The following is a 21,596-nucleotide window of genomic DNA, read 5'->3' on the forward strand; positions in this document are numbered from 1 at the left end:
CTCGGCGACGGTGGCGAACACCGTCAGGAAGCCTGCCCGTACCGCGCGGGGTGCGTCGACGAAGACCGCGGTCAGCTGATCGAGTTCGCGGGCGAGAGCGAGGCGGCACTCTTCTGCGAGGTCCGACCCGGCGGTGCACCGGGGGGCGGTCGGACGGCCGGCCACCAGCGGGGCCGCGAGATCCCTCGCTGTCCAGGGAGCACGGACGAGTCCGCCGACGCGATGGACGCGAGGAGAGCGGCGACCTCGGCGCGCGATGCGTCATCCACATCAGGGGACGCGGCGATGTCGGCCAGGAACGGCACGGCGACAGGGGTGCAGCCGTAGACGGTGGCCCTGGTGCCACACCGTGCCCCACAGCACCGTGAGCGCGGCACGCCGGGTCGTTCGTCCAGGGGCAACGAGCGCTCGTAGGTGCCTCGGGCACCTGGACCGTCGAGCCGTACGCGTCGTCCAGCTCCGACCAGTCGATGTCTCCGACGGAACGGGACCACTCCACGGGCGTCATCAGGACCGGGCGCCTCGACGGCGTTCAGCGCCGGACGTGGCAACGCGCAGGCCGAGGGGTTCGACCCGGAGGACGACGGAGGCCGGCGGCGGTCGGAGGACGCGCCGCCGGCCTCGGCCGGACGGAGGTGGTGCTCGGCATCCGCTCGGGGATGTCGGGAGGTCAGCCCAGCAGGCGGACGGCGATCGCCGCGTACATCAGGACGCCGACGGCCACGACCGCGATCTGCATCGCCCGGGAGCGCAGGACGGTCCCACCGATGGCCAGCATCGCCGGGACGAGGGTGAGCCCGTAGCGCGCGGGGATGCTGAACTGGATGCCGAGCGACTGGTAGTTCATCAGCGTCAGGATGGGCGGGAAGGCGAGCGCGGCGACGGCGGTCGCGATGGCCAGCGCACGGACCGAGCTGCCCGGGGCCGAGCGCACCGCACCGACGATCGCGAGGGCGAGCACGGCCACGTTGATCAGTGCCCCGACACCCGAGCCGATGGTCCCCTGGAGCGCCGACTGCAGGAACTGCGGCTCCAGCGGGGTGACCACCTTGAGCAGGGAGCCCGGCAGCCAGCTCGGGTCGAACTCCGTCTGGGACTGCACGATCACCTGCGGGATCGCCCGCGGGTCGAGGGTGGCGCGGGCGTTCTCGAACATCGACCAGCCCAGGCCGACGACCGCCGAGGCGACGGCGAAGCCGCCGACCAGGACGATGCTGCGGCGGCTGAACGCCTGCCACCACGGCCTGGTGGTGAGGTCGGCGCGCTGCAGGCAGCGGACGAGCACGAAGACCGACGCCATGATCAGCACGAGCAGCGTGGTGGTCTTGAGCAGCAGGGCGACGACCGCGACGGTGAGCGCCAGCCAGGTGGATGCCCGGCGGGCGTCCCAGCGGAACGCGAGCAGCGTGACGGCGGCCCCCGCGGCGAGCCCGGTCGCGTCGTTGGTGACGGTGGCGTTGGCCATGAGCACGACCGGCGAGGCGACGAGCAGCAGCGCCAGCCCGGCCCGGGCCGCCCACGGCACGGACAGCTCGCGCCAGAGCAGCCACATGAACCCGAGGGCGACGGCGAGCCACAGCGCCCCGGTCGCCCGCATGACGCTGACCGAGTCGACGTCGATGGACAGCTGGTCGGCGATCCAGACGGCGGCGGCGGGGCCGGTGTAGTACAGCGGCGAGTGGATGAAGGCGGTCATCAGCCCCGAGTTGGGCAGGACCTCCTGGGTCGCCGGCCCGCCGCAGGGCGGGTAGGCCGACATCGGGTAGTCGATGGTGCGGCAGGCGACGGAGTCGATCGTCGGGGCGAGCCAGACGTCACCCGACTTCGGCACGGTGCCCTGGAGCAGGTGGTTCACGAAGTCGACGTGGTGCGGCTCGTCGTAGACGGAGAGCTGCTGGTAGGCCTGGATGTGCAGCGCGACGAGGCCCGCGCTGAGGGCGGTGACGATGATCAGCGCCAGCACCGAGGGCGACAGCAGCCGGCGCAGCCCGGTCCGGTGGGCGGGGCGGCGGACGTCGGCGGGGGTCTCGTCGGTCCGCGGCCCGCCGCTGCGGGGCGCCGGGATCGCGACGACACCGACACCGTCGGTACCGGGGTCCAGGTCGTCCGGGGTCCGGGAGATCGTGCTGGTCATGGTCGCGACCCTTTCGCGGTGCGTGGATGACTCGCGACGCCCGTGCCGGCGTCGCGCCCCCGGTCATCCGCGCGACTGCGTGGCGACCGACCTGTGCATCGACGCAGCTCCGCCCAGGGCCGCCCGCGTGGTGCTCAGGCCGGTCGGACGAGGGAGGAGGAGTGTCGAGGCGGTGCTGTGCACCGGTCCGTCACAAAGTTAGCACCGTTCTGCATCCGTATAGGCGCGGAGCGTAATCATCGCCGTGTTTTCCCAGGTGAAAGCCCGTGCGCGTTCCCGCCGGGCTACTCCAGCCCCATCCGCACCACCTGTCGCGGATGCGGAGAGCAGCGCGGCGGTGAGCGCATCGACGTCGCCGACCGGCACCCGCGTGGACAGCGCGCGGTCGGGACCGAGGACCTCCTCCACCACGGGCAGGTCCGACGCGATCACCGGCACGCCGCAGGCGAAGGCCTCGAGCGGTGGGAGGCCGAACCCCTCGTAGGACGAGGGGTAGACCAGCGCGACGGCCCCGGCCACCGCGGCGCGCAGCTCGGCGTCCGGGCGGTAGCCGAGGAACACCAGCCGGTCGTCGGGGATGCCGCCGCGGTCGAGGGCCGGGCCCCACCCGGGCGGTCCGACCAGGACCAGGGCGGGCGCGTCCGGCTCGCTCGCCAGGACGGCGCGGTAGGCCGCCAGGAGGACGGGCAGGTTCTTGCGCGGCTCCAGGTTCCCGGCGAAGAGGAAGTAGCGCTCCGGCAGGCCGAGCGCCCGCCGGAGCGCCGGGTCGGGTGCCGGCGTCGCGAACCAGTCCTCGTCCACACCGAGCGGCGTGACCCGCACGCGGTCGGCCGGCAGGCGGTAGGTGTCGACCAGCTCCTCCGCGACCGCTGCGCTGGGGGTCAGGACGGTCCTCGCCCGCTCGACGCTGCGCGGCACGAGGTGCCGGTAGGCCCGTGCCGCCGGCGTGACGGTCGCAGGGGTGCGCAGGAAGGACAGGTCGTGGACGGTGACGACACCGGCCGCGGCGCCCGGGGGCGGCAGGACGAAGTTCGTCGCGTGGAAGACGTCCACCCGCCCGCTGAACGCGGTCACCGGCGGGAGCTCCCACCGGCTCCAGACGCGGTGCAGCGCCCGGGCGGGAGCCGGTGGCCCGACCGCGCGGAACCCGGGTGGCAGCTCGCCGGGCAGGGAGCGACGTCCCCGCGCGGTGAAGGCGACGGCGCGCAGGTCGTCGGGCCGCTCGCCGTCGGGCAGGGCCCCGAGCGCCCGGGCGAGCCCGGCGACGTAGCGGCCCACGCCGGTGCGCGGACCGAGCAGCGGGGTCGCGTCCAGGGCTACCCGCACGGCCGGTCCAGCCCGTGGGCCAGCAGGGGCGCACGCCCCGCGAGAGGTAGGTTGGGCGGAGCAGCGGACGGGCTCGCGACACGCGCGCGCCTGCTCTGCGGACCGCTCATGCGCCGACACCTCAGGAGTCGTTGATCGTGACCTCGCCCACCGAAGGCCGTCCCCAGCCTACGGAGTCCGCCTCGTCGGGTCCGGACGAGGGGACGGGCCAGGTGGAGGCGCCGGCCGTCGCGCAGGACCCGATCGCCGACAGCGCGCCGCCGGCGCCGGCCTCCCCCCGGCCCCCGATCAAGGCCCGGGTCCGCGACGCCGTCCGCGACCGGCTTCCCGAGGGAAGCCGTCAGCGGGCCGTGGCCAGGGCCGGGCTGCAGACCTACCGGGACGTGCGGGAGACCGCGGGCCGGATCCGGTCGCACTGGGCGATCCCGGGGGTGGCGGAGCCGTCGGCCCCGTCCTACCGCTCCTGGCTGCGCGACCACGAGGTCACCCGCGAGCAGCTGGACGCCCAGCGGGACTACTCCCGTCGCGCGCCGCACCCCGTGTCGGTCCAGGTCGTCGTCCTGCCGGGCGAGGGGGACGCGCAGCGGACCCTCGCGTCGCTGCGCGAGCAGTCCTGGGGGCACTGGACGGCGGTGGTGTGCGAGCCCGGCCTCGGCCACGCGGCCGAGCCGAAGGTCGCCGGCCAGGTCGTCCAGGCCGAGGGGGACCCGGTCGAGGCCGCCAACACCCACGTCGCCCACGGGGAGGGCGGCCTCGTCGTCCTGCTGCAGGCCGGCGACCGCCTGCGCCCGGACTGCCTCTACCAGGTGGCGCTGGCCGCGCACCGGGACCCGCTCGTCGACATCATCACCTGGGACGACGACGTCTGGGCGGGGAGCCGCCCCACCGATCCGCTCTTCCGGCCGTCCTGGTCGCCGGAGCTCCTGCTCGGCACCGACTACGTCGGCCGGGCGTTCGCGATCCGCCGGGCCCGCTACCTGGCCGCGGGGGGTCTGCGCCACGAGGCCGGCGGCGCGCTCCACTGGGACCTGCTGCTCCGGTCGGACTGCGAGGCGGAGCGGGTCACCCGCGTGACCAGGGTCCTCAGCAGCGTCCCGGCGCGGACGGCCGTGCCCCCGGCCGACGCTGTGCACGTCGTCCAGCAGCACCTCGAGCGGACCGGCGTCGCGGCACGCGCGGAGTCCGCCGGCGACGGCCGGGTCCGGCTGCGCTGGACCCCGGAGTCGTGGCCGTCGGTCAGCATCGTGATCCCCACCCGGCACAACCGGTCGATGCTCTCCACCTGCCTGCCGTCGCTCGAGCGGACCGACTACCCCGACTTCGAGGTGGTCATCGTCGACAACGGCGGCCAGAGCCCGGAGAACGAGGAGTGGTACGCCACCCGCGGGCTCGGCTACCCGCTCGACGTGCTCTGGTGGCACGAGCAGCCGTTCAACTACTCCGCCGTCAACAACGCCGCCGCCCGGAAGGCCAGCGGCGACGTGCTGGTGTTCCTCAACGACGACACCGAGGTGCTCGACCCGGAGTGGCTCACGGAGCTCGTGGGCTGGGCCGTGCAGCCCGAGATCGGGGTGGCCGGCCTGCAGCTCACCGGCCCCGACGGGATGATCCAGCACGCCGGCGTCGTCCTCGGCATGGGTGGCTTCGCCGACCACGTGTTCGAGGGCATGGCTCCCGGCAGCGACTCGATCTTCGGCTCCTCGGACTGGTACCGGAACGTGCTGGCCGTGACCGGTGCCTGCTGCGCCGTGACCCGGGAGCTGTTCGAGCAGGTCGGCGGGTTCGACGAGCGGTTCATCCTCTGCGGGTCCGACGTCGCGCTCGGCCTGGACCTCACCCTGGACGGCAAGCGCAACATCTGCTCGCCGTTCGCCGGGATCCGGCACCTCGAGTCCGCGACGCGGGGCAGCACGGTTCCCACCGAGGACTTCTTCGCCAGCTACTGGCGGTACAACACCTGGCTGTTCGGCGGCGACCCGTACTTCAACCCGAACCTGTCCCTCGGCAGCCGCGAGCCCGTGCTCAAGGGGAAGTACGAGCCGACGCCGCAGGACCGCCTCAAGGACCCGCTCGGTCGCGACTTCACGGCGTTCCGCCAGCGCAGCGACGCCGCCGAGTCGCGGATGCTCGCCGACATGTGCCGGGCGCTGCCCAGCGACGTGGCGGCCGTCGACGCGCTGCACGCGGAGAACGCCGAGCCCTTCGAGATCCGCACGGTGAACTGGTTCATCCCGGACATCGACAGCCCGTTCTACGGCGGCATCAACTCCGCCCTGCGCATCGCCGACGAGCTGGCGCGCAACCACGGCGTCGAGAACCGCTTCGTCGTGTGGGGCAGCCCGCCGGACTACTTCGTCCGCTCGGCGCTGGCGGCCGCGTTCCCGTCGCTGGCCGACTCCCAGATCGTCTTCTACGACGGCTCCGCCGAGGGCCTGTCGGTCGTGCCGGAGGCCGACGCGGGCATCGCCACGCTGTGGGTCACGGCCTTCGCCCTGGCCAAGGCTCCCGGGATGAAGCGGAAGTTCTACCTCATCCAGGACTTCGAGCCGATGTTCTACCCGGCCAGCACCCTGTACGCCCTCGCCGAGGAGACCTACAAGCTCGGGCTGTACGGCCTCTGCAACACCGACAACCTGCGGCAGATCTACGCCGGGGACTACGGCGGCAAGGGCATGAGCTTCGCGCCGGCCGTGGCCGACTCCGTCTTCCACGCCCGCTGGCGGCACCAGCGCACGCCCGGCTCCCCGGTGACGGTCTTCGTCTACGCGCGGCCCGGCCACTGGCGCAACTGCTGGGAGATGGCGTCGCTCGCCCTGGAGGAGCTCAAGCGCCGCATGGGCGACGGCGTCCGCATCGTCACCGCGGGTGCCTGGGCGACCGGGCAGGGCGCCGACGAGGACATCAAGCCGCTGGGGCTGCTGGCCTACCGGGCGACCGGCGACCTCTACCGGAACAGCGACGTCGGTCTGGCGCTGACGGTGTCCAAGCACCCGTCCTACCTGCCGCTCGAGCTGATGGCCTGCGGGGTGCCGGTCGTGGCCTTCGACAACCCGTGGGGGCACTGGATCCTCGAGGACGAGGAGAACTGCCTGCTGTCGAAGCGGACCGCCGACCACCTCGCCGACCAGCTCGAGCGCCTGTGCCGCGACCAGCAGCTGCGCGAGCGGCTCTCGACCCGCGGCCTGCAGGACATCGCCGCGCGGCACTCGGACTGGGACAAGGCCCTCAGCGGCATCTACGGCTACCTGTGCGACCCGGAGGGGAGAGGCGCCTGACCACGTCCTCCGCCGGCCCGGCGGCGCCCGCGGTCCTCTTCGTCACGGCCGAGGCGCTGGCCGGGCGCATGGCGGGTCCCGCGATCCGCACGCTCGAGCTGGCGCGCGCGCTCGCGGCGGACGAGCGCACCGGGCCGGTCACCGTGGCCTCGCTGGCCGGTGCCGAGATCGAGGACCCGGCCGTGCGGCTGGTCGCGGCGCCGGGGCGCGCCGAGCTCGCCGCGCTCGTGGCGGCGTCCGGCTCGGTCGTCGTGCAGGGCGACGTGCTGGGGCTGCACCCGTGGCTGGTCGAGTCGGACGTGCCGGTCGTCGTCGACGTCTACGACCCGTTCCACCTCGAGCAGCTGGAACGGACCCGGGACCTCGCGGAGCCGGTCCGGTGGGCGGTCGTCCGCGACTGCGTGACGTCGCTGAACACCCAGCTCGCGCGCGCCGACTTCGTGCTGTGCGCGTCCGAGCGGCAGCGCGCGCTGTGGCTGGGCCACCTCGCCGCCCTCGGCCGGGTCAACCCCGTGACCTACGACGGCGCCGCCGACCTGTCGTCCCTGGTGGCCGTCGTCCCCTTCGGGACGCCGGGCCGGCCCCCCGCCCCCGGGGACCGCAGCCTGCTCGCCGGGACGGTGCCGGACCTCACCGATCAGCACGTCGTCGCCCTGTGGGGCGGCGGGATCTACGCGTGGCTGGACCCGGTCACCCTCGTGCGGGCCGTGGCCGCGGCGGGCCAGGAGGCACCCCAGCTGCGGCTGGTCTTCCTGGGCACCCGGCACCCGGTCCCCGGCGTGGACAGCTCGGCGGCGGAGGCGCGGCGCGTCGCCGCGGAGCTCGGCGTCCTGGACCGCACGGTGCACTTCCACGACGGCTGGGTGCCCTACGACGACCGCGACCGGTGGCTGCGCGCCGCGGACATCGCGGTCACGACGCACCGGCGCCACCTGGAGACCGAGTTCGCGTTCCGCACCCGCGTCGTCGACTACCTGTGGTGCGGGCTGCCCGTCGTCAGCACCGAGGGCGACGAGCTCGGCGACCTGGTCGCGCGGTCGGGCGCCGGGACCGTCGTCCCGGAGGGCGATGTCGACGCGCTGCGCGACGCCCTCGTCGCGCTGACCCTGTCCGCGCCGCTGCGGGCGGAGCAGGCAGCGGCGTCCCTCGCGCTCGGCGCCTCGCTGTCGTGGACGGCGGCGGCGCGACCGCTCGCCGACTTCTGCGCCGCACCGCACCGTGCCGCCGACCGCGCGCTCGACCCCGTCAGCCGTCTGCAGCTGGGGCTGGACCGGTCGCTGCGGGTGAGCGGGTCGCCGGTCCGGCGGGTGCGGATGGCGCTGCGCGAGGGTGGCGCCGGCCTGCTCGCCCGTCGGCTGCTGGACCGGGGGCGGGCACTCCGCCGCCGGTGACCCGGGTCAGCCCCGGCGGAGCTTGCCGAGCCTGTCGGCGGCCGACCGGGCCACGCCGCGGACCTGCTCCGCGGCCGTCGCGTTCGCCCGCGCGGTGAGCTCCGCGATGGTCTGCCGGTCCAGCGCCTGCTGGCGCCGGAGCTCGTCCCGCTCCGCCACCGCGGCGTCGCGACGAGCGGCCAGCTCGGTCACGTACTGCGCGGACAGGCGGGGGAGCAGGAGGAACTCGGCGTGGCCGACCTGCTCGGCGAAGGGTGCGAACCGCTGCTGCTTCTTGAGGACGACGATCGAGTCGTAGAAGGCGACGCTGGCCAGGGTGTCGGTCCAGGTCCGGTCGATCGGCCGGTCCTGGTGGTAGCCGTTGACGTCGTCGGCGCGCTCCTTGCACCACTCGATGAAGGTGCCCGCCCGGCCGCGGCCTCCCTGGTAGCCCTCCCAGTACGAGGTGTGGCAGTCCTCCGTGAGGAGCACGCCGCCGTCGGCGATCAGCGGGAAGAGCGTCTCCGCGGTGACGATCTGCTGCTGCATCTCGTGACCGCCGTCGTCGATGACGATGTCGAACGGGCCGTACTTCTCGGACAGGGACCGGAGGAACTCCGGGTCGGTCTGGTCGCCGATCTCGACGACGTGGTCGGGAGCGGCCACCTCGCGCGCCCGCTCGTCGATGTCGGCCCCGACGATGACGGCGTCGGGCCCGAAGTACCAGCGCCACATGTCGAGCGAGCCACCGCGGTAGACGCCGATCTCGAGGATGCGCACCGGGCGGCCGCGGAAGCGGGAGAAGTGCTCGGAGTAGACGGGGAAGTAGTGGATCCACTTGTCGAGGATCCGGCCGGTCCGCTTCGACGAGAAGAACCCGAACAGCGGGTCCTCGCGCACGTCGGCGATGCCGTCCCCGAGGTAGAACGCCGCCCGGTAGCACTCGTTCGAGAGGTAGTCGATGTTCCCGGCCGCGCGGACGGCGTCCCCGAGCGCCCGGGCCATGCCGGCCGCCGTGTCGGCGCTGTCCAGCGCCGTGCGGATCAGCTTCCGGTCGTCGTCGTCGAGGGCGTCGCTGTTGGTGATCGCGCGCTCGACGTCGTCGTCGGACCGCTCGGCGAGGGCGAGCAGGATGGCCTTGAGGGCCTCTTCGTTGATCATGCGATTCCTCGTTCGGTGGTCGGGTCAGCGCTCGGCCGGCGACGGGGTCGGCTGGTGCGTCCAGTGCCCGGGCAGGTGCACGAGCCCGGGCTCGGTCACCACGTCCTCGGCCCGCACCTTCAGCACGAAGGCGCGGTCGATGTAGTCGTACATGTGCCCCTTGTCGACCGCGGCGACCGAGAGCAGGTACTCGCCCGGCTGGAGCAGCAGCGAGTCGAGCGTGAAGTCCACGGTGCCCGTGCCGGCGGGGACGGCGAAGGCCGCCGGGCCGTAACCGGAGTTGGGGCCGGCTGCCTGGATCCCGGACTCGTGGACGAACGCCAGCCCGAAGGTGACGGCGGGCAGCTCGGCGGTCGACTCGTAGGAGATGCGCACGGTGCAGGACCGGCCGGAGCTGAGGAAGGGCCGTTCGGACCCGGTCTCGTCGAGGTAGCGGAGTCCGGTGACCCGCACCTCGCCGGATCCGCGCCGGGGCGTCTTCCCCTGGAACTCCACGGAGGGCGCGCGGTCGCCGTCCGCGGTGCCGGTCTGGTGGCTCCCGTCGGCCGCCGCCTCGCGCTCGTTCACGCTGGTCAGGTAGGCGTCGACGATCTCGCGGGCGGGGCCGACGCTGCGCAGGACGCCGTGGTCCAGCCACGCCGCCTCGTCGCAGAGGTCGGCGACCAGGGCGAGCGAGTGGGTGACGAGCACGATCGTGACGCCCTTGCGGCGCAGCTCGTAGAGGTGGTCGAAGCAGCGCCGCTGGAACGCCTCGTCTCCGACGGCGATGACCTCGTCGATGATGAGGATCTCGGGCTCGAGGTTCACGGCGATCGCGAAGCCCAGGCGCACGTACATGCCCGACGAGTAGACCTTCACCGGGGTGTCGATGAACTCGCCCAGCCCGCTGAAGTCGATGATGTCGTCCATCGCGGCGTCGATCTGCTTGCGGGTCATCCCCAGGATCGAGCCGTTCAGGTAGATGTTGTCCCGGCCCGACATCTCGGGGTGGAAACCGGCGCCGAGCTCGAGCATCGCCGAGACCCGGCCGTTGGCCGTCACGGTCCCCGACGACGGCCGGTGGATGCCGGCGACCATCTTCAGCAACGTGGACTTGCCCGATCCGTTGTGGCCGACCAGGCCGAAGGTCTTGCCGCGCGGGATGTCGAGCGAGACGCCCTTGAGGGCCCAGAACTCCTCGTGCCGGCTCTGCCTGCGGCGTGCGCTGAACAGCTCCTTGACGTTGGTCTTGCGGTCGTTGTGCAGGCGGAACTTCTTCGTGACGTCGCGGACGGAGATGGCCACCTCGGCCGGCTCCGCCTCGACCGCCACGTCGCGCTCGTCGGGGTGCAGGGTCGTCACAGCTCCTCGCTCACGTCCGCGGCCTTCCGCTGGAAGAAGGACCAGCCCACCGCCAGCACGATCGCGCTGACCAGGACCAGGTAGCCCAGCCGGCCCCAGCCCGGGAACTCCAGGTCCCACAGCACGTCGCGGAACGCCTCCACGAAGGCGGTGATCGGGTTGAACTCGTAGATCCGCAGCCACGGGTGCTCGTCGTACAGGTCGGTGACCAGCGTGATCGGGTAGATGATCGGCGAGGCGTAGAACAGCAGCCCGAGCAGCACGGTGACGATGTAGTTCACGTCGCGGAACCAGGCGTTGAAGATCGCCAGCAGCATCCCGAGCCCCAGCGCGAAGCCGCTGAGCAGGAGCAGGAGCACCGGGACGAGCAGGATCGTCCAGCTGATGTTCCACACGATCACGTAGACGACGAACAGCAGGCCGAACTCGATGGCGGTCTGCTGCAGCACGGCGATCGCCGACCCGAGGACCGGCGCGAACGGCGGGAAGTGGATCTTCCGCAGCAGCGGCCCGGCACCGACGAGCGCGCCGATCGAGCTCATCGTCACCGAGTGGAAGAAGTTCCAGACGACGAGAGCGGTGAACAGGTAGATCGGGAAGCTGGTGAGCGAGCCGTTGCCGGCGACCGGGGTGGGGAACCGGAGGATGAACCCGAACACCAGGCTGTAGGTGGCCAGGGTGGCCAGCGGGTTGATCAGCGACCACGCGGACCCGAGCAGGCTGCCCTTGTACTTGCCCTTGATCTCGCGCCGGGCGAAGTTCCCGATCAGTCCGCGGTACTGCCACACTTCCCGCAGGGACTGCGTCATTCTCCGGGCTCCACCTGTCTGTTCCACGAGGACCGGCCGGCGCCGGTCGGGGCGCCGAGAGGGCCCCTCGTCGGCGTGACGTCCGGAGGCCAGGCTGCCATCGCCGAACACGCTAACACTGCTGGCGGGGCGGACCCGTCCGTCCAGGAGCCCACCGGCCGTCCCCCGTCCCGTCCGTCGCTCCCGACCCGCGCGTCGCGGACGGGGTCGTTCCCGGGCGGCGTCAGGCGTCCCGCCCGGCCCACTCCCTGACCAGTCCGGCGGGGTCTGCGGTGGCACCGCGGAGGATGGCCCGGCGGCTGCGCAGGGCCCAGGGGAGGAGGCGCACCCAGGACGCCAGCACCCGGATGCGCAGGGGGACCCGGAAGGCGGGCACGTCGGGCACCGGGCGACCCGAGAGCCGGCGGGCGAGCAGCGAGCCCGTGGTCAGGAGGAACCTGCCGACGGCGCGGGCGGCGAGGCCCGCGGGCGCGCAGCGGCACAGCACCAGCAGCCGGTTGCGCTCGTTGTGGAAGGCGAACACCGTCGACTGCTGGTCCACCGTCGCCGAGTGCTGGTGCAGCACCACGGCGGCGGGCTCGTAGCGGACGGTCCACCCGCGCAGCCGCAGCCGCCACGAGAGGTCGGTGTCCTCGTAGTAGAGGAAGAAGGGCGCCGGGAACCCGCCCACCTCCCGCGCCGCCGCGGTGCGGAGGAGGGCTGCCCCGCCGCTGAAGCCGAAGACCTCGTCCGCCGCCGGGAACGCGGTGGCGGGTGCGCCGAGCCCGCGGTCGGCCCCGTGCCCGGAGCGCAGCAGCACCACGCCGGCGTTGTTCGTCGTCCCGGGCCGGTCGGCCAGGAGCATGCGGGAGGTGACGGCGGCGGCCTCGGGGTGCCGGTGCACGTGCTCCAGCAGGGCTGCCAGCCAGCCGGGATCGGCGGTGGCGTCGTTGTTGAGGAGCGCCACGAAGGGGGTGTCGACGGCCTCCAGGGCCCGGGCCATGCCCCCGGCGAACCCGGTGTTCTGCTCCAGGACGTGCACCCGGACCCCGGGGTGCTCGGCGGCGAGGAACTCCGCGGTCCCGTCGGTGGAGGCGTTGTCGACGACGAGCACCCGGTGGGCCGCCGTCTGGGCGCGCAGGCTGTCCAGGCACGGCCCGAGGAGGTGCCGGCCCTGCCACGTGACCACGACCACGGTCACGTCGTCGGCGGGGACTGCTGCGGGCACGAGTGGACGGTAGCGTCACGCCTCGTGACGGTTGCTGTCCCACGGTGCCCGCGCGACGAGCCGGGGGCGGCGTGACCCCGTCCGGGCCGCGGGTGGGGGTCGTGGTCGAGCAGTGCCTCGGTCCGGTGCCGGGCGGCACCGGCCGCTACGCGCTCGAGGTGGCGTCGGCGCTGGTGACCGAGGCCCCCGCCGGGGCGCGGGTCTCCGCCTGGTCCGCCTGGCACGCCGACGTGGCGGCGGCGCGGGTTCCGGGTGCCGGCGAGCCGCGGCGCCTCGCACTCCCGCGGCGGGCGCTGACGCTGGCGTGGGAGCACGGGGTCGGCCCGGCCCCGCGCGGCGTCGACCTGGTGCACGCGCCGACGCCGTTGTTCCCGCCGCGTCGGGGGCGGCCGCTGGTGGTGACTGTCCACGACGCCGTCCCCTGGACCCATCCGGAGACGCTGACCCCGCGCGGGGCGCGCTGGCACCGGGCCGTGATCGAGCGGGCGGGGAGGCTGGCCGACGCCGTCGTCGTGCCGACGTCGGCGGTGGCCGACGAGCTCGCGCGGCACGTGCCCCTGCGCCGGCCGCCCGTGGTGGTGGGGGAGGGTGTCAGCCGCGCGCTGGACGCGCCGCCGGATGCCGAGGAGCGAGCGGCCGCGCTGGGCCTCCCCGAGGGCGACTACGTCCTGACCCTCGCCACCATCGAGCCGCGCAAGGGTCTCGACGTCCTGCTGGCGGCGATGGCCGGCACCGGGGCCCCGCATGTCCCGCTGCTGGTCGCCGGGCAGCCCGGCTGGGGCGGCGTCGACGTGCACGAGCGCGCCGCGGCCCTCGGCCTGACCGGCCGGGTGCGGCTGCTGGGGCGGCTGTCCGACGCCGACCTCGCCGTCGTGCTCGGTCGTGCCGCGGTGCTCGCCGCGCCGAGTCGCGCCGAGGGCTTCGGGCTGCCGGTCCTCGAGGCCATGGCCGCGGGGGTGCCGGTGGTCAGCTCCGACGCGCCCGCGCTGGCCGAGGTCGGCGGCGGGGCGACCGTCACCGTCCCGGTGGGGGACGGCGCCGCCCTGGCGGGTGCCCTGGCCGAGGTGCTCGGGTCCCCGTCGCTGCGGGCCTCGCTGGCCGACGCCGGCCGTGCACGCGCCGGCGCGTTCAGCTGGGAGGGCGCCGCCCGCACGCTCTGGGAGACCTACGCCCGGCTTCTCTGACCGGGCCCGGCGGCGGTCAGCGGGACGGCGGGCCGTCGAGCAGCCGCAGCAGGTACTCCCCGTAGCCGCTCTTCTGCAGCGGCTCGGCGAGCGTGCGCAGCTGCTCGGAGTCGATGAACCCGCGGCGCCAGGCGATCTCCTCGATGCACCCGATCTTCCAGCCCTGGCGGTCCTCGACGACCTGGACGAACTCGGCCGCCTGCATCATCGAGACGTGCGTCCCGGTGTCGAGCCAGGCGGTACCGCGCGGGAGCACGGTCACGGTCAGCTCCCCCCGGCGCAGGTACTCGTCGTTCACCGCGGTGATCTCGAGCTCCCCGCGCGCGCTGGGGCGGACACCGGCGGCGATCTCCACGACGCGGTTGTCGTAGAAGTAGAGCCCCGGCACGGCGTAGGAGCTCTTCGGGCGGGCCGGCTTCTCCTCGATGGAGATGACCCGGCCGTCGTCGTCGAACTCCACCACGCCGTAGTCGGTGGGGTTGGCGACGTGGTAGGCGAACACGTGCCCGCCGACCGGGTCGGTGTTGGCCCGCAGGCTCTCGCCGAGGCCGGTGCCGTAGAAGATGTTGTCACCGAGGACGAGCGCCACGGGCTGGTCGCCGATGAAGTCGGCGCCGATGACGAAGGCCTGCGCGAGGCCCTCGGGGCGCGGCTGCACGGCGTAGGAGATCTCGATGCCGATGTCCGAGCCGTCCCCGAGCAGGCGCTGGAAGCCGCTCTGGTCCTCGGGGGTGGTGATCACCAGGACCTCGCGGATGCCCGCATTCATCAGCAGCGACAGCGGGTAGTACACCATCGGCTTGTCGTAGATGGGCATCAGCTGCTTGCTGATGGCCTTGGTGATGGGGAAGAGGCGGGTACCGCTGCCCCCGGCCAGGATGATGCCTCGCATCGGGACATCCTATCGGCGCACGTCGCCGGCACCCTCCGGGCCGGGAGGGCCCTCCGCTCCTAGCCCGTGCGCGCCAGGAGGGGCGCCGGTGCGTCGCGCCGGTCGAGCCGTACGACGAGCACCGCGGCGGCCGTCGCCGCCACGAGCATGGTGCCGATCAGCACGGGGACCGGGAGCGGCGGCGTCCACTGGTCCGGTGTCGCGGCGAACAGCTCGTCGGTCCCGCTCACGTTGCGGTTGAGGGCCCAGACCATGGCGGTGACGTGGACGAAGGCGATGGTGGCCGCCAGGCCGGCGAGCAGCCACCGGGTCGCACGTGCCCGCCCCGGTGCCGCGCTCGCCGCGAACAGCCCCAGGAGGAGGGGGACGCCGACGGCGAGCGGCATGCTGTACCGCCCCTGCCAGACGAACGCGCTCACCTTGTAGGCCTGCAGCTGGAGCAGCCCCGGGACGACCAGCAGGGCGAGGGCCACGAGCAGCACGGCGACCTTCTCCCGGCCGGTGGCGCGGGGGATCCCCAGGGCGGCGAGGACCACGAGCGCGATCGTCCACGCGGCGTAGGAGAAGCCCGGCGACGCGACGTCGAGCCAGCCGAACATGCCGATCATCTGGGTGAGCTGGTCGTTGACCCGCTCGAAGGAGAAGACGACCGCCTCCTGCAGGGGCATGTCCGCGTAGATCGTGACGTCCTGCTGGGCGAGCGCGTTCCGGAAGAGAATCCAGACGAGGGTCGATCCCGCCGTGACCGCCAGGACCGGGACGGCCCACAGGACCGCGGGCGCGGTGACGAGCCGCCGGAGCACCGCCTTGTCGGCCAGCGCGACGAGCAGGACGGCGACGATCAGGGCCAGCCACAGCAGCGACAGGGGCCGGATGAGGGTCAGGCCGACGGCGGCGAGCAGCGTCCGCCGGACCAGCGGGTCCCGCCACGACAGCGGCGACCGGGGGTCCTCGCGGAGCCGGAGGAGCAGGACGTAGCCGCTGGTCCACAGGCCGATCCCGGCGGCGATCTCCGGCGCCTGCGGGTTCACCGTCCCGGCGAAGAACAGCACGGTGGGCGTCACCGCGAGACCCAGCCCGGTCAGGGCCAGCGCGGGACGCGAGGTGCGCAGCGCGCTGCAGGCCGCCGAGGCCACGAAGGCCGCGACGAGGAACACGGTGAGCAGCCGCATGAGGTGGACCGCGGCCGCACCGTCGGCGACGTAGGTCGGGAGGCCCGCGTAGACGTAGTAGGCGGGGGGATAGCGGCCGGCCGACGTCTGGGTGACCGCGGTGCCGGACTCCCCGCCGTACTCCGGCGCGCACCCCGCGGCGACGTCGGGGTGGAAGGCGAAGCAGGGCGGGACGGCCGACGCCGTGGCGAAGTCGGCGGGCACCGTCACCTCGGTGAGCACGCCGGTCGTCTCCGCCCAGACCTGGCCGTGCGCCGCAGCCGCCGCGTAGACGGCGTGCGCCGGCTCGTCGGGCGAGCCGAACAAGGGGGTGGCGAACGCCCAGACGCCACCGAGGACGGAGACCAGCACCCACGCGACCAGCCAGCGCCCCAGCTCCGGGACGCGCTTGCCGATGAGGGTCACCCAGGTCTCCGTGATCGGTCGCCGTCCGCGGGACGCGGGGCGAGGGGGGTCCGCCTGTTCGCGGCGCCGGCGGGCTCGGCGCCGGACCTGCCAGCCTAGAGGGCGGCGTCGTGGGGCGCCCGCGACGGCGCTGCGTACCGTGAGACCGCCGTCGAGGAAAGGGGAGCCATGGCTGCCGGTCCGCGCACCCTCCTGGATGCCACCGCGGTTCCCGCCGACCGCGGCGGGGTGGGGCGCTACGTCGACCAGCTCGTCCCCGCGCTGGAGCAGCTGGGCGCCGACCTGGTCGTGGTCTGCCAGCCGCGCGACGTCGAGCACTACGGGCGGCTCGCGCCGGCCGCCGAGGTGGTCGCGGCCCCGGGGTGGATCACCGGCCGCCCCGCGCGCCTGGTCTGGGAGCAGGTGGGGCTGGCGCGGCTGGCCGAACAGGTGCGTGCGGACGTGCTGCACTGCCCGCACTACACGATGCCGCTGCGCAGCCGGGTGCCCGTCGTCACGACCCTGCACGACGCCACGTTCTTCAGCCATCCCGACGTGCACCAGCCGGTCAAGCGGGTCTTCTTCCGGTCCTGGACGCGGACCTCGCTGCGTCGTGCCGCGCGGTGCGTCGTCCCGTCCCGTGCCACGCGGGACGAGCTGGCCCGGCTGACCGGTGGGGTGCACGGTCAGGTGGACGTCGCCCACCACGGGGTGGACCCCGCGACCTTCCACGTCCCCGACGCCGACCAGGTCGCCGCGGCCCGGGCCCACCTCGGTCTCCGGTCGTCGCGGTACGTCGCCTTCCTGGGGACCATCGAGCCGCGCAAGAACGTGCCGCACCTCGTCGAGGGGTGGCGGTCGGCGGTCGCCGGCACCGAGGCGCCCCCGGCGCTGGTCGTCGCGGGCGGGCGGGGCTGGGACGACAGCGTGGACGCCGTCGTCGCGGCGGTGCCCCCGGAGCTCGAGGTGCTCCTCCCCGGCTACCTGCCGCTCGACCTGCTGACGGGCTTCCTCGGCGGCGCCGAGGTCGTGGCCTACCCGAGCTCCGCGGAGGGGTTCGGGCTCCCGGTGCTCGAGGCCATGGCGTGCGGCGCCCCCGTGCTGACCACCCGCGCCCTCGCGCTGCCCGAGGTCGGCGGCGACGCGGTGGAGTACGCCGAGCCGACGGCCGAGGGCATCGCCGCCGCCCTCCGGGGCCTGCTCGCCGATCCCGCGCGCCGCGCCGAGCTGTCCGCCGCCGCGGTGGAGCGCGCGGCGGAGTTCACGTGGACCGCGTGCGCGGAGCAGCACCTCCGCTCGTACTCCGCAGCCGTCGGGCGCTGACCGGCGTGCGGGCCGCGGGAACGTAGGGTCGGTGCCGTGACCACGGAGCCGTCCCCGCCCCTGCGGGTCGTCGTGGTGACGTACTCCCCGGGGGACTCGCTGCCCGGGTTCCTCTCCTCCCTGCGCGCGGCCACGACCCTGCCGCTGGACGTCGTCCTCGCGGACAACGGGTCGACCGACGGGGCTCCGGAACGGGCGGTGGCGGAGTTCCCCTTCGTGCGGCTGCTGCCCACGGGCGGGAACGTCGGTTACGGCGCCGCGGCCAACGCCGGCCTCGCCGACCGGACGTCGGGATGGGCGCTGGTGGCCAACCCCGACATCGAGTTCGAGCCGGGCTCGGTCGACGAGCTGCTGGCCGTGGCCGGTCGCTGGCCCCGGGCGGCGACCGTGGGGCCCGCGATCCGCAGCCCCGACGGCGTCCTCTACCCCTCCGCCCGCGACCTGCCGTCCCTGTCGACGGGGATCGGCCACGCCCTGCTGGGCTGGATCTGGCCGGCCAACCCGTGGACGGCCCGGTACCGCCGCGAGCGCGAGGCGCCCCGCGAGCGACCGGCCGGGTGGCTGTCGGGGTCCTGCTTCCTCGTCGACCTCGAGGCCTTCCACTCCGTCGGCGGCTTCGACCCGGGGTACTTCATGTACTTCGAGGACGTCGACCTGGGGGCCCGCCTCGGCGAGCGGGGCTGGCTGCAGGTCTACGCGCCCACGGCCGTGGTGCAGCACGAGGGCGGCCACGCGACCAGCCGTGACGCGCACCGCATGCAGCGGGTGCACCACACGAGCGCCCTCCGCTACCTCGCCCGCAGGCATCCCGGGCCCGCCCGGGCGCCGCTGCGGGCGGCCCTCCGCGCGGGCCTGGGCGCCCGCATGCTCGTGTCCTACGCCAGTGCGCGGGTGGGTGCCGGCGCGCGGCCCCAGCAGACGGCCGACGCCCTGCCGCGCCGGAGGCGGCGGTGGCGGCGCGACACCGGGGAGTCGGGCACGATGTCCGCCGGTCAGTGACGCCAGGGAGGAGGCCGACGTGCGCCACGCTGTGATCATGGCCGGCGGGTCGGGCACGCGGCTGTGGCCGTTGTCGCGCGCCGAGCGGCCCAAGCAGCTCCTCGACATCGTCTCGGGTGACGGCGGGACGGCGCACAGCCTGCTGGCCGAGGCCTTCGCCCGCCTCCGGGTGCTCCTGCCCGCGGAGCAGATCTGGGTGTGCACGGCCGCCCGCTACGGCGACGCCGTCCGGGCCGCGCTGCCGGACCTGCACGCCGACCGGCTGGTCCTCGAGCCGGTCGCTCGCGACACGGCCAACGCGGTCGGGCTCACGGCCGCCCTGGTCGCCGACGTCGACCCGGACGCCGAGCTTGCCGTGGTGAGCGCAGACCACGTGATCCGGCCCGTCGAGCGGTTCGCCGCCGTCCTCGGGACGGCCTACGGCGTCCTCGCTGAGCGGCCGCGGTCGCTGGTCACCCTCGGCATCACCCCGACCGCGCCGGCGACCGGGTTCGGGTACGTGCAGCGCGGCGCCCCGACCGGCGTGGCCGGGGTGAGCGAGGCCGCCGCGTTCCGCGAGAAGCCGGACCGGGCCACCGCCGAGCGGTACCTGGCCGGCGGCGACTACCTCTGGAACTCGGGCATGTTCGTGTGGCGGGCGCGGACCGTCCTCGACGCCCTCGCCGACCACCTCCCGCAGTCGGCCGACGGGCTGGCCCGTGTCGTGGCGGCGCCGGCCGGCCCGGAGCGCGACCGGGTCCTCGCCGAGGTGTTCCCGACGCTGCCGAAGATCAGCGTCGACTACGCGGTCCTCGAACCGGCGGCGGCCGAGCCCGGCCGGGTGCTGGTCGCGGACCTGGACGTCGACTGGCTCGACGTCGGCTCGTGGCCGGCGCTGGCCCGCACGCTGGGGTCCGACGGCGCCGGCAACGCGGTCCGCGGCCTGGCGGTGGTGCTCGACGGGTCCGGGAACGTCGTCCTCAGCGACGACCCCGACCACCTCGTCGCCCTGGTGGGCGTGCGCGACAGCGTCGTCGTCCACACGGCGGACGTGACCATGGTGTGCCCCGTCTCCGACGCCGAGCGGGTCAAGGAGCTGCTCGGGGCGGTCGAGCAGCGGTACGGGACCCGGTTCGGCTGATCGGAACTGCCGGGTTACTTTGCGGGCATGAAGAGCTTCGACGTCGCAGCCGTCGTCTCCGGAGGGGCCTCCGGGCTCGGCGAGGCGACCACCCGTGCCCTGGCCGCGAAGGGTGTGGCCGTCACCGTCCTGGACCTCCAGGAGGACCGGGGGCAGGCCCTGGCCACCGAGCTCGGCGGGGACACCACCTTCGTCCGCACCGACGTCACCGACGAGGCGTCGGTGCAGGCCGCGGTCGCCGAGGCGGCCGGCAAGGACCGCCCCCTGCGCATCGCGATCAACTGCGCGGGCATCGGCTGGGCGCAGCGCACCGTCGGCCGCGACGGCGAGCCGCACGACCTCGGTGCCTTCACGAGGACCGTCATGGTGAACCTCGTCGGCACCTTCAACGTGCTGCGGCTGGCCGCCGCCGAGATGGCGAGGACGGAGCCGGGCGAGGACGGCGAGCGCGGGGTCGTGGTGAACACCGCGTCGATCGCCGCGTACGACGGGCAGATCGGCCAGGTCGCCTACGCGGCGTCCAAGGGCGGGATCGTCGGGCTGACGCTGCCCGCCGCCCGCGACCTGTCCAGCGTGGGCGTCCGGGTGTGCACCATCGCCCCGGGGCTGGTCGACACGCCGCTGCTGGGCAGCCTGCCCGAGGAGGCGCGGACGGCGCTGTCGTCCGGCATACCCTTTCCGAAGCGACTCGGCCGCCCGTCGGACTTCGCCGAGCTGGCGCTCGCCATCGTCGAGCACGGCTACCTCAACGGCGAGGTGATCCGGATGGACGGGGCGCTGCGCATGGCGCCGCGCTGAGCGGGGCGCACGAGCACCTGACCGCACCACCCGGGGGAACGTCCTGACCAGCACGCTGCCGGCCGCCGCCGCGGAGACCGAGTTCCGTCCGGACTGGCCCCTCGACGTCGTCCGGAGCCTGTCGCCGAACCGTCGGGGAACCGGCGACCCGACCTTCCGGATCGCCGACGACGGGTTGTGGCGGACGACGACCACGCCGGCCGGGCCGGCCAGCGTGCGGATCGCGATGCGGCTCGGGACGGTGCACATCTCGGCGTGGGGACCCGGCGCCGCCTGGGCCGCGGACGTGGCGCCGGGGTGGCTGGGGGTGGCGGACCGCCCCGACGACTTCGACCCCGCCGGGCACCCGCTGGTCGTGGACCTGCACCGCCGGACGCCGTGGCTGCGGCTGTGCCGCACCGGCCGCACCTGGGACGCCCTCGTGCCGGCCGTCCTGGAGCAGAAGGTGACGACGGTCGAGGCCAACCGCGTGTGGCGCGAGCTGCTGCGACTGGCCGGCGAGCCTGCGCCCGGCCCCGCCCCCGACGGCATGCGAGTGCCGCCGTCGGCCGCGCGGGTCCTCGACGTCACCGACTGGGAATGGCACCGCTGCGGTCTCGACGGCGCCCGCCGGCGGGCGCTTCGGGCGGTGGCGTCGGTCGCCTCCCGGCTCGAGCCGGAGCTCGCCGGCGACTCCCCGGCGCTGCAGAAGCGGCTGTGCTCGATCCCCGGCATCGGCGTGTGGACGGCGGCCGAGGTGGTCCAGCGGACGCTGGGCTGCCCCGACACGGTCAGCGTCGGCGACTACCACCTGAAGAACATCGTGGGCTTCGCGCTCACCGGGCGGAGGAACACCGACGACGCCGGGATGCTCGAGCTCCTCGAACCCTGGCGGGGGCAGCGGCAGCGGGTGGTCCGGCTGCTGCTGGCGGGCGGGTCGCGACGGCCGCGTCACGGCCCGCGCTTCGCGCCGACGAACTACCGGTCGATCTAGGTGTACTGACCAGACACGTTGGTCAGCCGTGTGATCGGTGGGCGGCGTCCGATCGCGGTGTGGGGCCGGTGATGGTTGTACTCGTGTAGCCAGCCGGGTAGGGCCTGGCGGCGGGCGAGTTCGGTGAG

General features: G+C 74.2%; 17 protein-coding genes. 8 read left to right on the plus strand and 9 right to left on the minus strand.

The features are described 5' to 3' along the window. Positions 1 to 670 precede the first annotated feature (670 nt). Positions 671 to 2,134, minus strand: coding sequence for a glycosyltransferase family 39 protein (locus DCS98_RS20750; protein WP_116453378.1), 1,464 nt, complete (start codon positions 2,132 to 2,134; stop codon positions 671 to 673). Positions 2,135 to 2,332: 198 nt separating this feature from the next. Further along, a complete protein-coding gene (locus tag DCS98_RS20755) occupies positions 2,333 to 3,460 on the minus strand; it encodes a glycosyltransferase family 4 protein (RefSeq protein WP_116453379.1) in 1,128 nt (375 codons plus the stop codon). A gap of 137 nt (positions 3,461 to 3,597) precedes the next feature. Here DCS98_RS20755 and DCS98_RS20760 point away from each other — a divergent pair, with 137 nt between their 5' ends. Continuing rightward, a complete protein-coding gene (locus DCS98_RS20760; protein WP_164704687.1) occupies positions 3,598 to 6,735 on the plus strand; it encodes a rhamnosyltransferase WsaF family glycosyltransferase in 3,138 nt (1,045 codons plus the stop codon). Beyond that, on the plus strand, positions 6,708 to 8,126 hold the full coding sequence (locus tag DCS98_RS20765; RefSeq protein ID WP_116453381.1) for a glycosyltransferase family 4 protein: 1,419 nt from the start codon (positions 6,708 to 6,710) through the stop codon (positions 8,124 to 8,126). The genes DCS98_RS20760 and DCS98_RS20765 overlap by 28 nt, the downstream gene beginning before the upstream one ends. Before the next feature lie 6 nt (positions 8,127 to 8,132). On the opposite strand, the gene DCS98_RS20770 is transcribed toward DCS98_RS20765, so the two are convergent. The 4 genes from DCS98_RS20770 to DCS98_RS20785 form a co-directional block, all read right to left on the minus strand. After that, positions 8,133 to 9,266, minus strand: coding sequence for a class I SAM-dependent methyltransferase (locus tag DCS98_RS20770; RefSeq protein ID WP_116453382.1), 1,134 nt, complete (start codon positions 9,264 to 9,266; stop codon positions 8,133 to 8,135). A 24-nt stretch (positions 9,267 to 9,290) separates the two neighbouring features. After that, positions 9,291 to 10,607, minus strand: coding sequence for an ABC transporter ATP-binding protein (locus DCS98_RS20775; protein WP_206340371.1), 1,317 nt, complete (start codon positions 10,605 to 10,607; stop codon positions 9,291 to 9,293). After that, positions 10,604 to 11,416 (minus strand): ABC transporter permease, encoded by an 813-nt coding sequence (locus tag DCS98_RS20780; RefSeq protein ID WP_116453383.1) that lies wholly within the window; start codon positions 11,414 to 11,416, stop codon positions 10,604 to 10,606. The genes DCS98_RS20775 and DCS98_RS20780 overlap by 4 nt, the downstream gene beginning before the upstream one ends. A 223-nt stretch (positions 11,417 to 11,639) precedes the next feature. Next, a complete protein-coding gene (locus DCS98_RS20785; RefSeq protein ID WP_206340372.1) occupies positions 11,640 to 12,623 on the minus strand; it encodes a glycosyltransferase family 2 protein in 984 nt (327 codons plus the stop codon). Positions 12,624 to 12,694: 71 nt separating this feature from the next. Between DCS98_RS20785 and DCS98_RS20790 the strand changes: the two genes are divergently transcribed. Then, positions 12,695 to 13,807 (plus strand): glycosyltransferase family 4 protein, encoded by a 1,113-nt coding sequence (locus DCS98_RS20790; RefSeq protein WP_116453384.1) that lies wholly within the window; start codon positions 12,695 to 12,697, stop codon positions 13,805 to 13,807. 16 nt (positions 13,808 to 13,823) lie between these two features. On the opposite strand, the gene rfbA is transcribed toward DCS98_RS20790, so the two are convergent. Together rfbA and DCS98_RS20800 are read right to left on the minus strand one after the other, a co-directional pair. After that, positions 13,824 to 14,699, minus strand: a complete 876-nt coding sequence (gene rfbA, locus DCS98_RS20795; RefSeq protein WP_116453385.1) for a glucose-1-phosphate thymidylyltransferase RfbA — start codon at positions 14,697 to 14,699, stop codon at positions 13,824 to 13,826. A 59-nt stretch (positions 14,700 to 14,758) separates the two neighbouring features. Continuing rightward, positions 14,759 to 16,276, minus strand: coding sequence for a DUF2142 domain-containing protein (locus DCS98_RS20800; RefSeq protein ID WP_164704688.1), 1,518 nt, complete (start codon positions 16,274 to 16,276; stop codon positions 14,759 to 14,761). 168 nt (positions 16,277 to 16,444) lie between these two features. Between DCS98_RS20800 and DCS98_RS20805 the strand changes: the two genes are divergently transcribed. The 5 genes from DCS98_RS20805 to DCS98_RS20825 all read left to right on the plus strand — a co-directional run bounded on the left by DCS98_RS20805 (position 16,445) and on the right by DCS98_RS20825 (position 21,468). Further along, entirely contained in the window at positions 16,445 to 17,578 is a 1,134-nt protein-coding gene (locus DCS98_RS20805; RefSeq protein WP_116453406.1) for a glycosyltransferase family 4 protein, read from the plus strand. 36 nt (positions 17,579 to 17,614) lie between these two features. Further along, positions 17,615 to 18,577, plus strand: a complete 963-nt coding sequence (locus tag DCS98_RS20810) for a glycosyltransferase family 2 protein (RefSeq protein ID WP_116453387.1) — start codon at positions 17,615 to 17,617, stop codon at positions 18,575 to 18,577. A gap of 19 nt (positions 18,578 to 18,596) precedes the next feature. Next, positions 18,597 to 19,697, plus strand: coding sequence for a mannose-1-phosphate guanylyltransferase (locus DCS98_RS20815; protein WP_116453388.1), 1,101 nt, complete (start codon positions 18,597 to 18,599; stop codon positions 19,695 to 19,697). Between the two features lie 27 nt (positions 19,698 to 19,724). After that, on the plus strand, positions 19,725 to 20,495 hold the full coding sequence (locus DCS98_RS20820) for an SDR family NAD(P)-dependent oxidoreductase (protein WP_116453389.1): 771 nt from the start codon (positions 19,725 to 19,727) through the stop codon (positions 20,493 to 20,495). Positions 20,496 to 20,721: 226 nt separating this feature from the next. Continuing rightward, positions 20,722 to 21,468: a DNA-3-methyladenine glycosylase family protein gene (locus DCS98_RS20825; protein ID WP_241038520.1), complete on the plus strand. Its 747-nt coding sequence runs from the start codon at positions 20,722 to 20,724 to the stop codon at positions 21,466 to 21,468. On the opposite strand, the gene DCS98_RS20830 is transcribed toward DCS98_RS20825, so the two are convergent. Continuing rightward, positions 21,465 to 21,596: integrase core domain-containing protein (locus DCS98_RS20830; protein WP_164704689.1), on the minus strand; the 132-nt coding region annotated here is incomplete at its 5' end. The two genes, DCS98_RS20825 and DCS98_RS20830, sit on opposite strands and share 4 nt — an antisense overlap.

The organism is Blastococcus litoris (assembly GCF_003075095.1).
In the GTDB taxonomy this organism is placed as follows: domain Bacteria; phylum Actinomycetota; class Actinomycetes; order Mycobacteriales; family Geodermatophilaceae; genus Blastococcus_B; species Blastococcus_B litoris.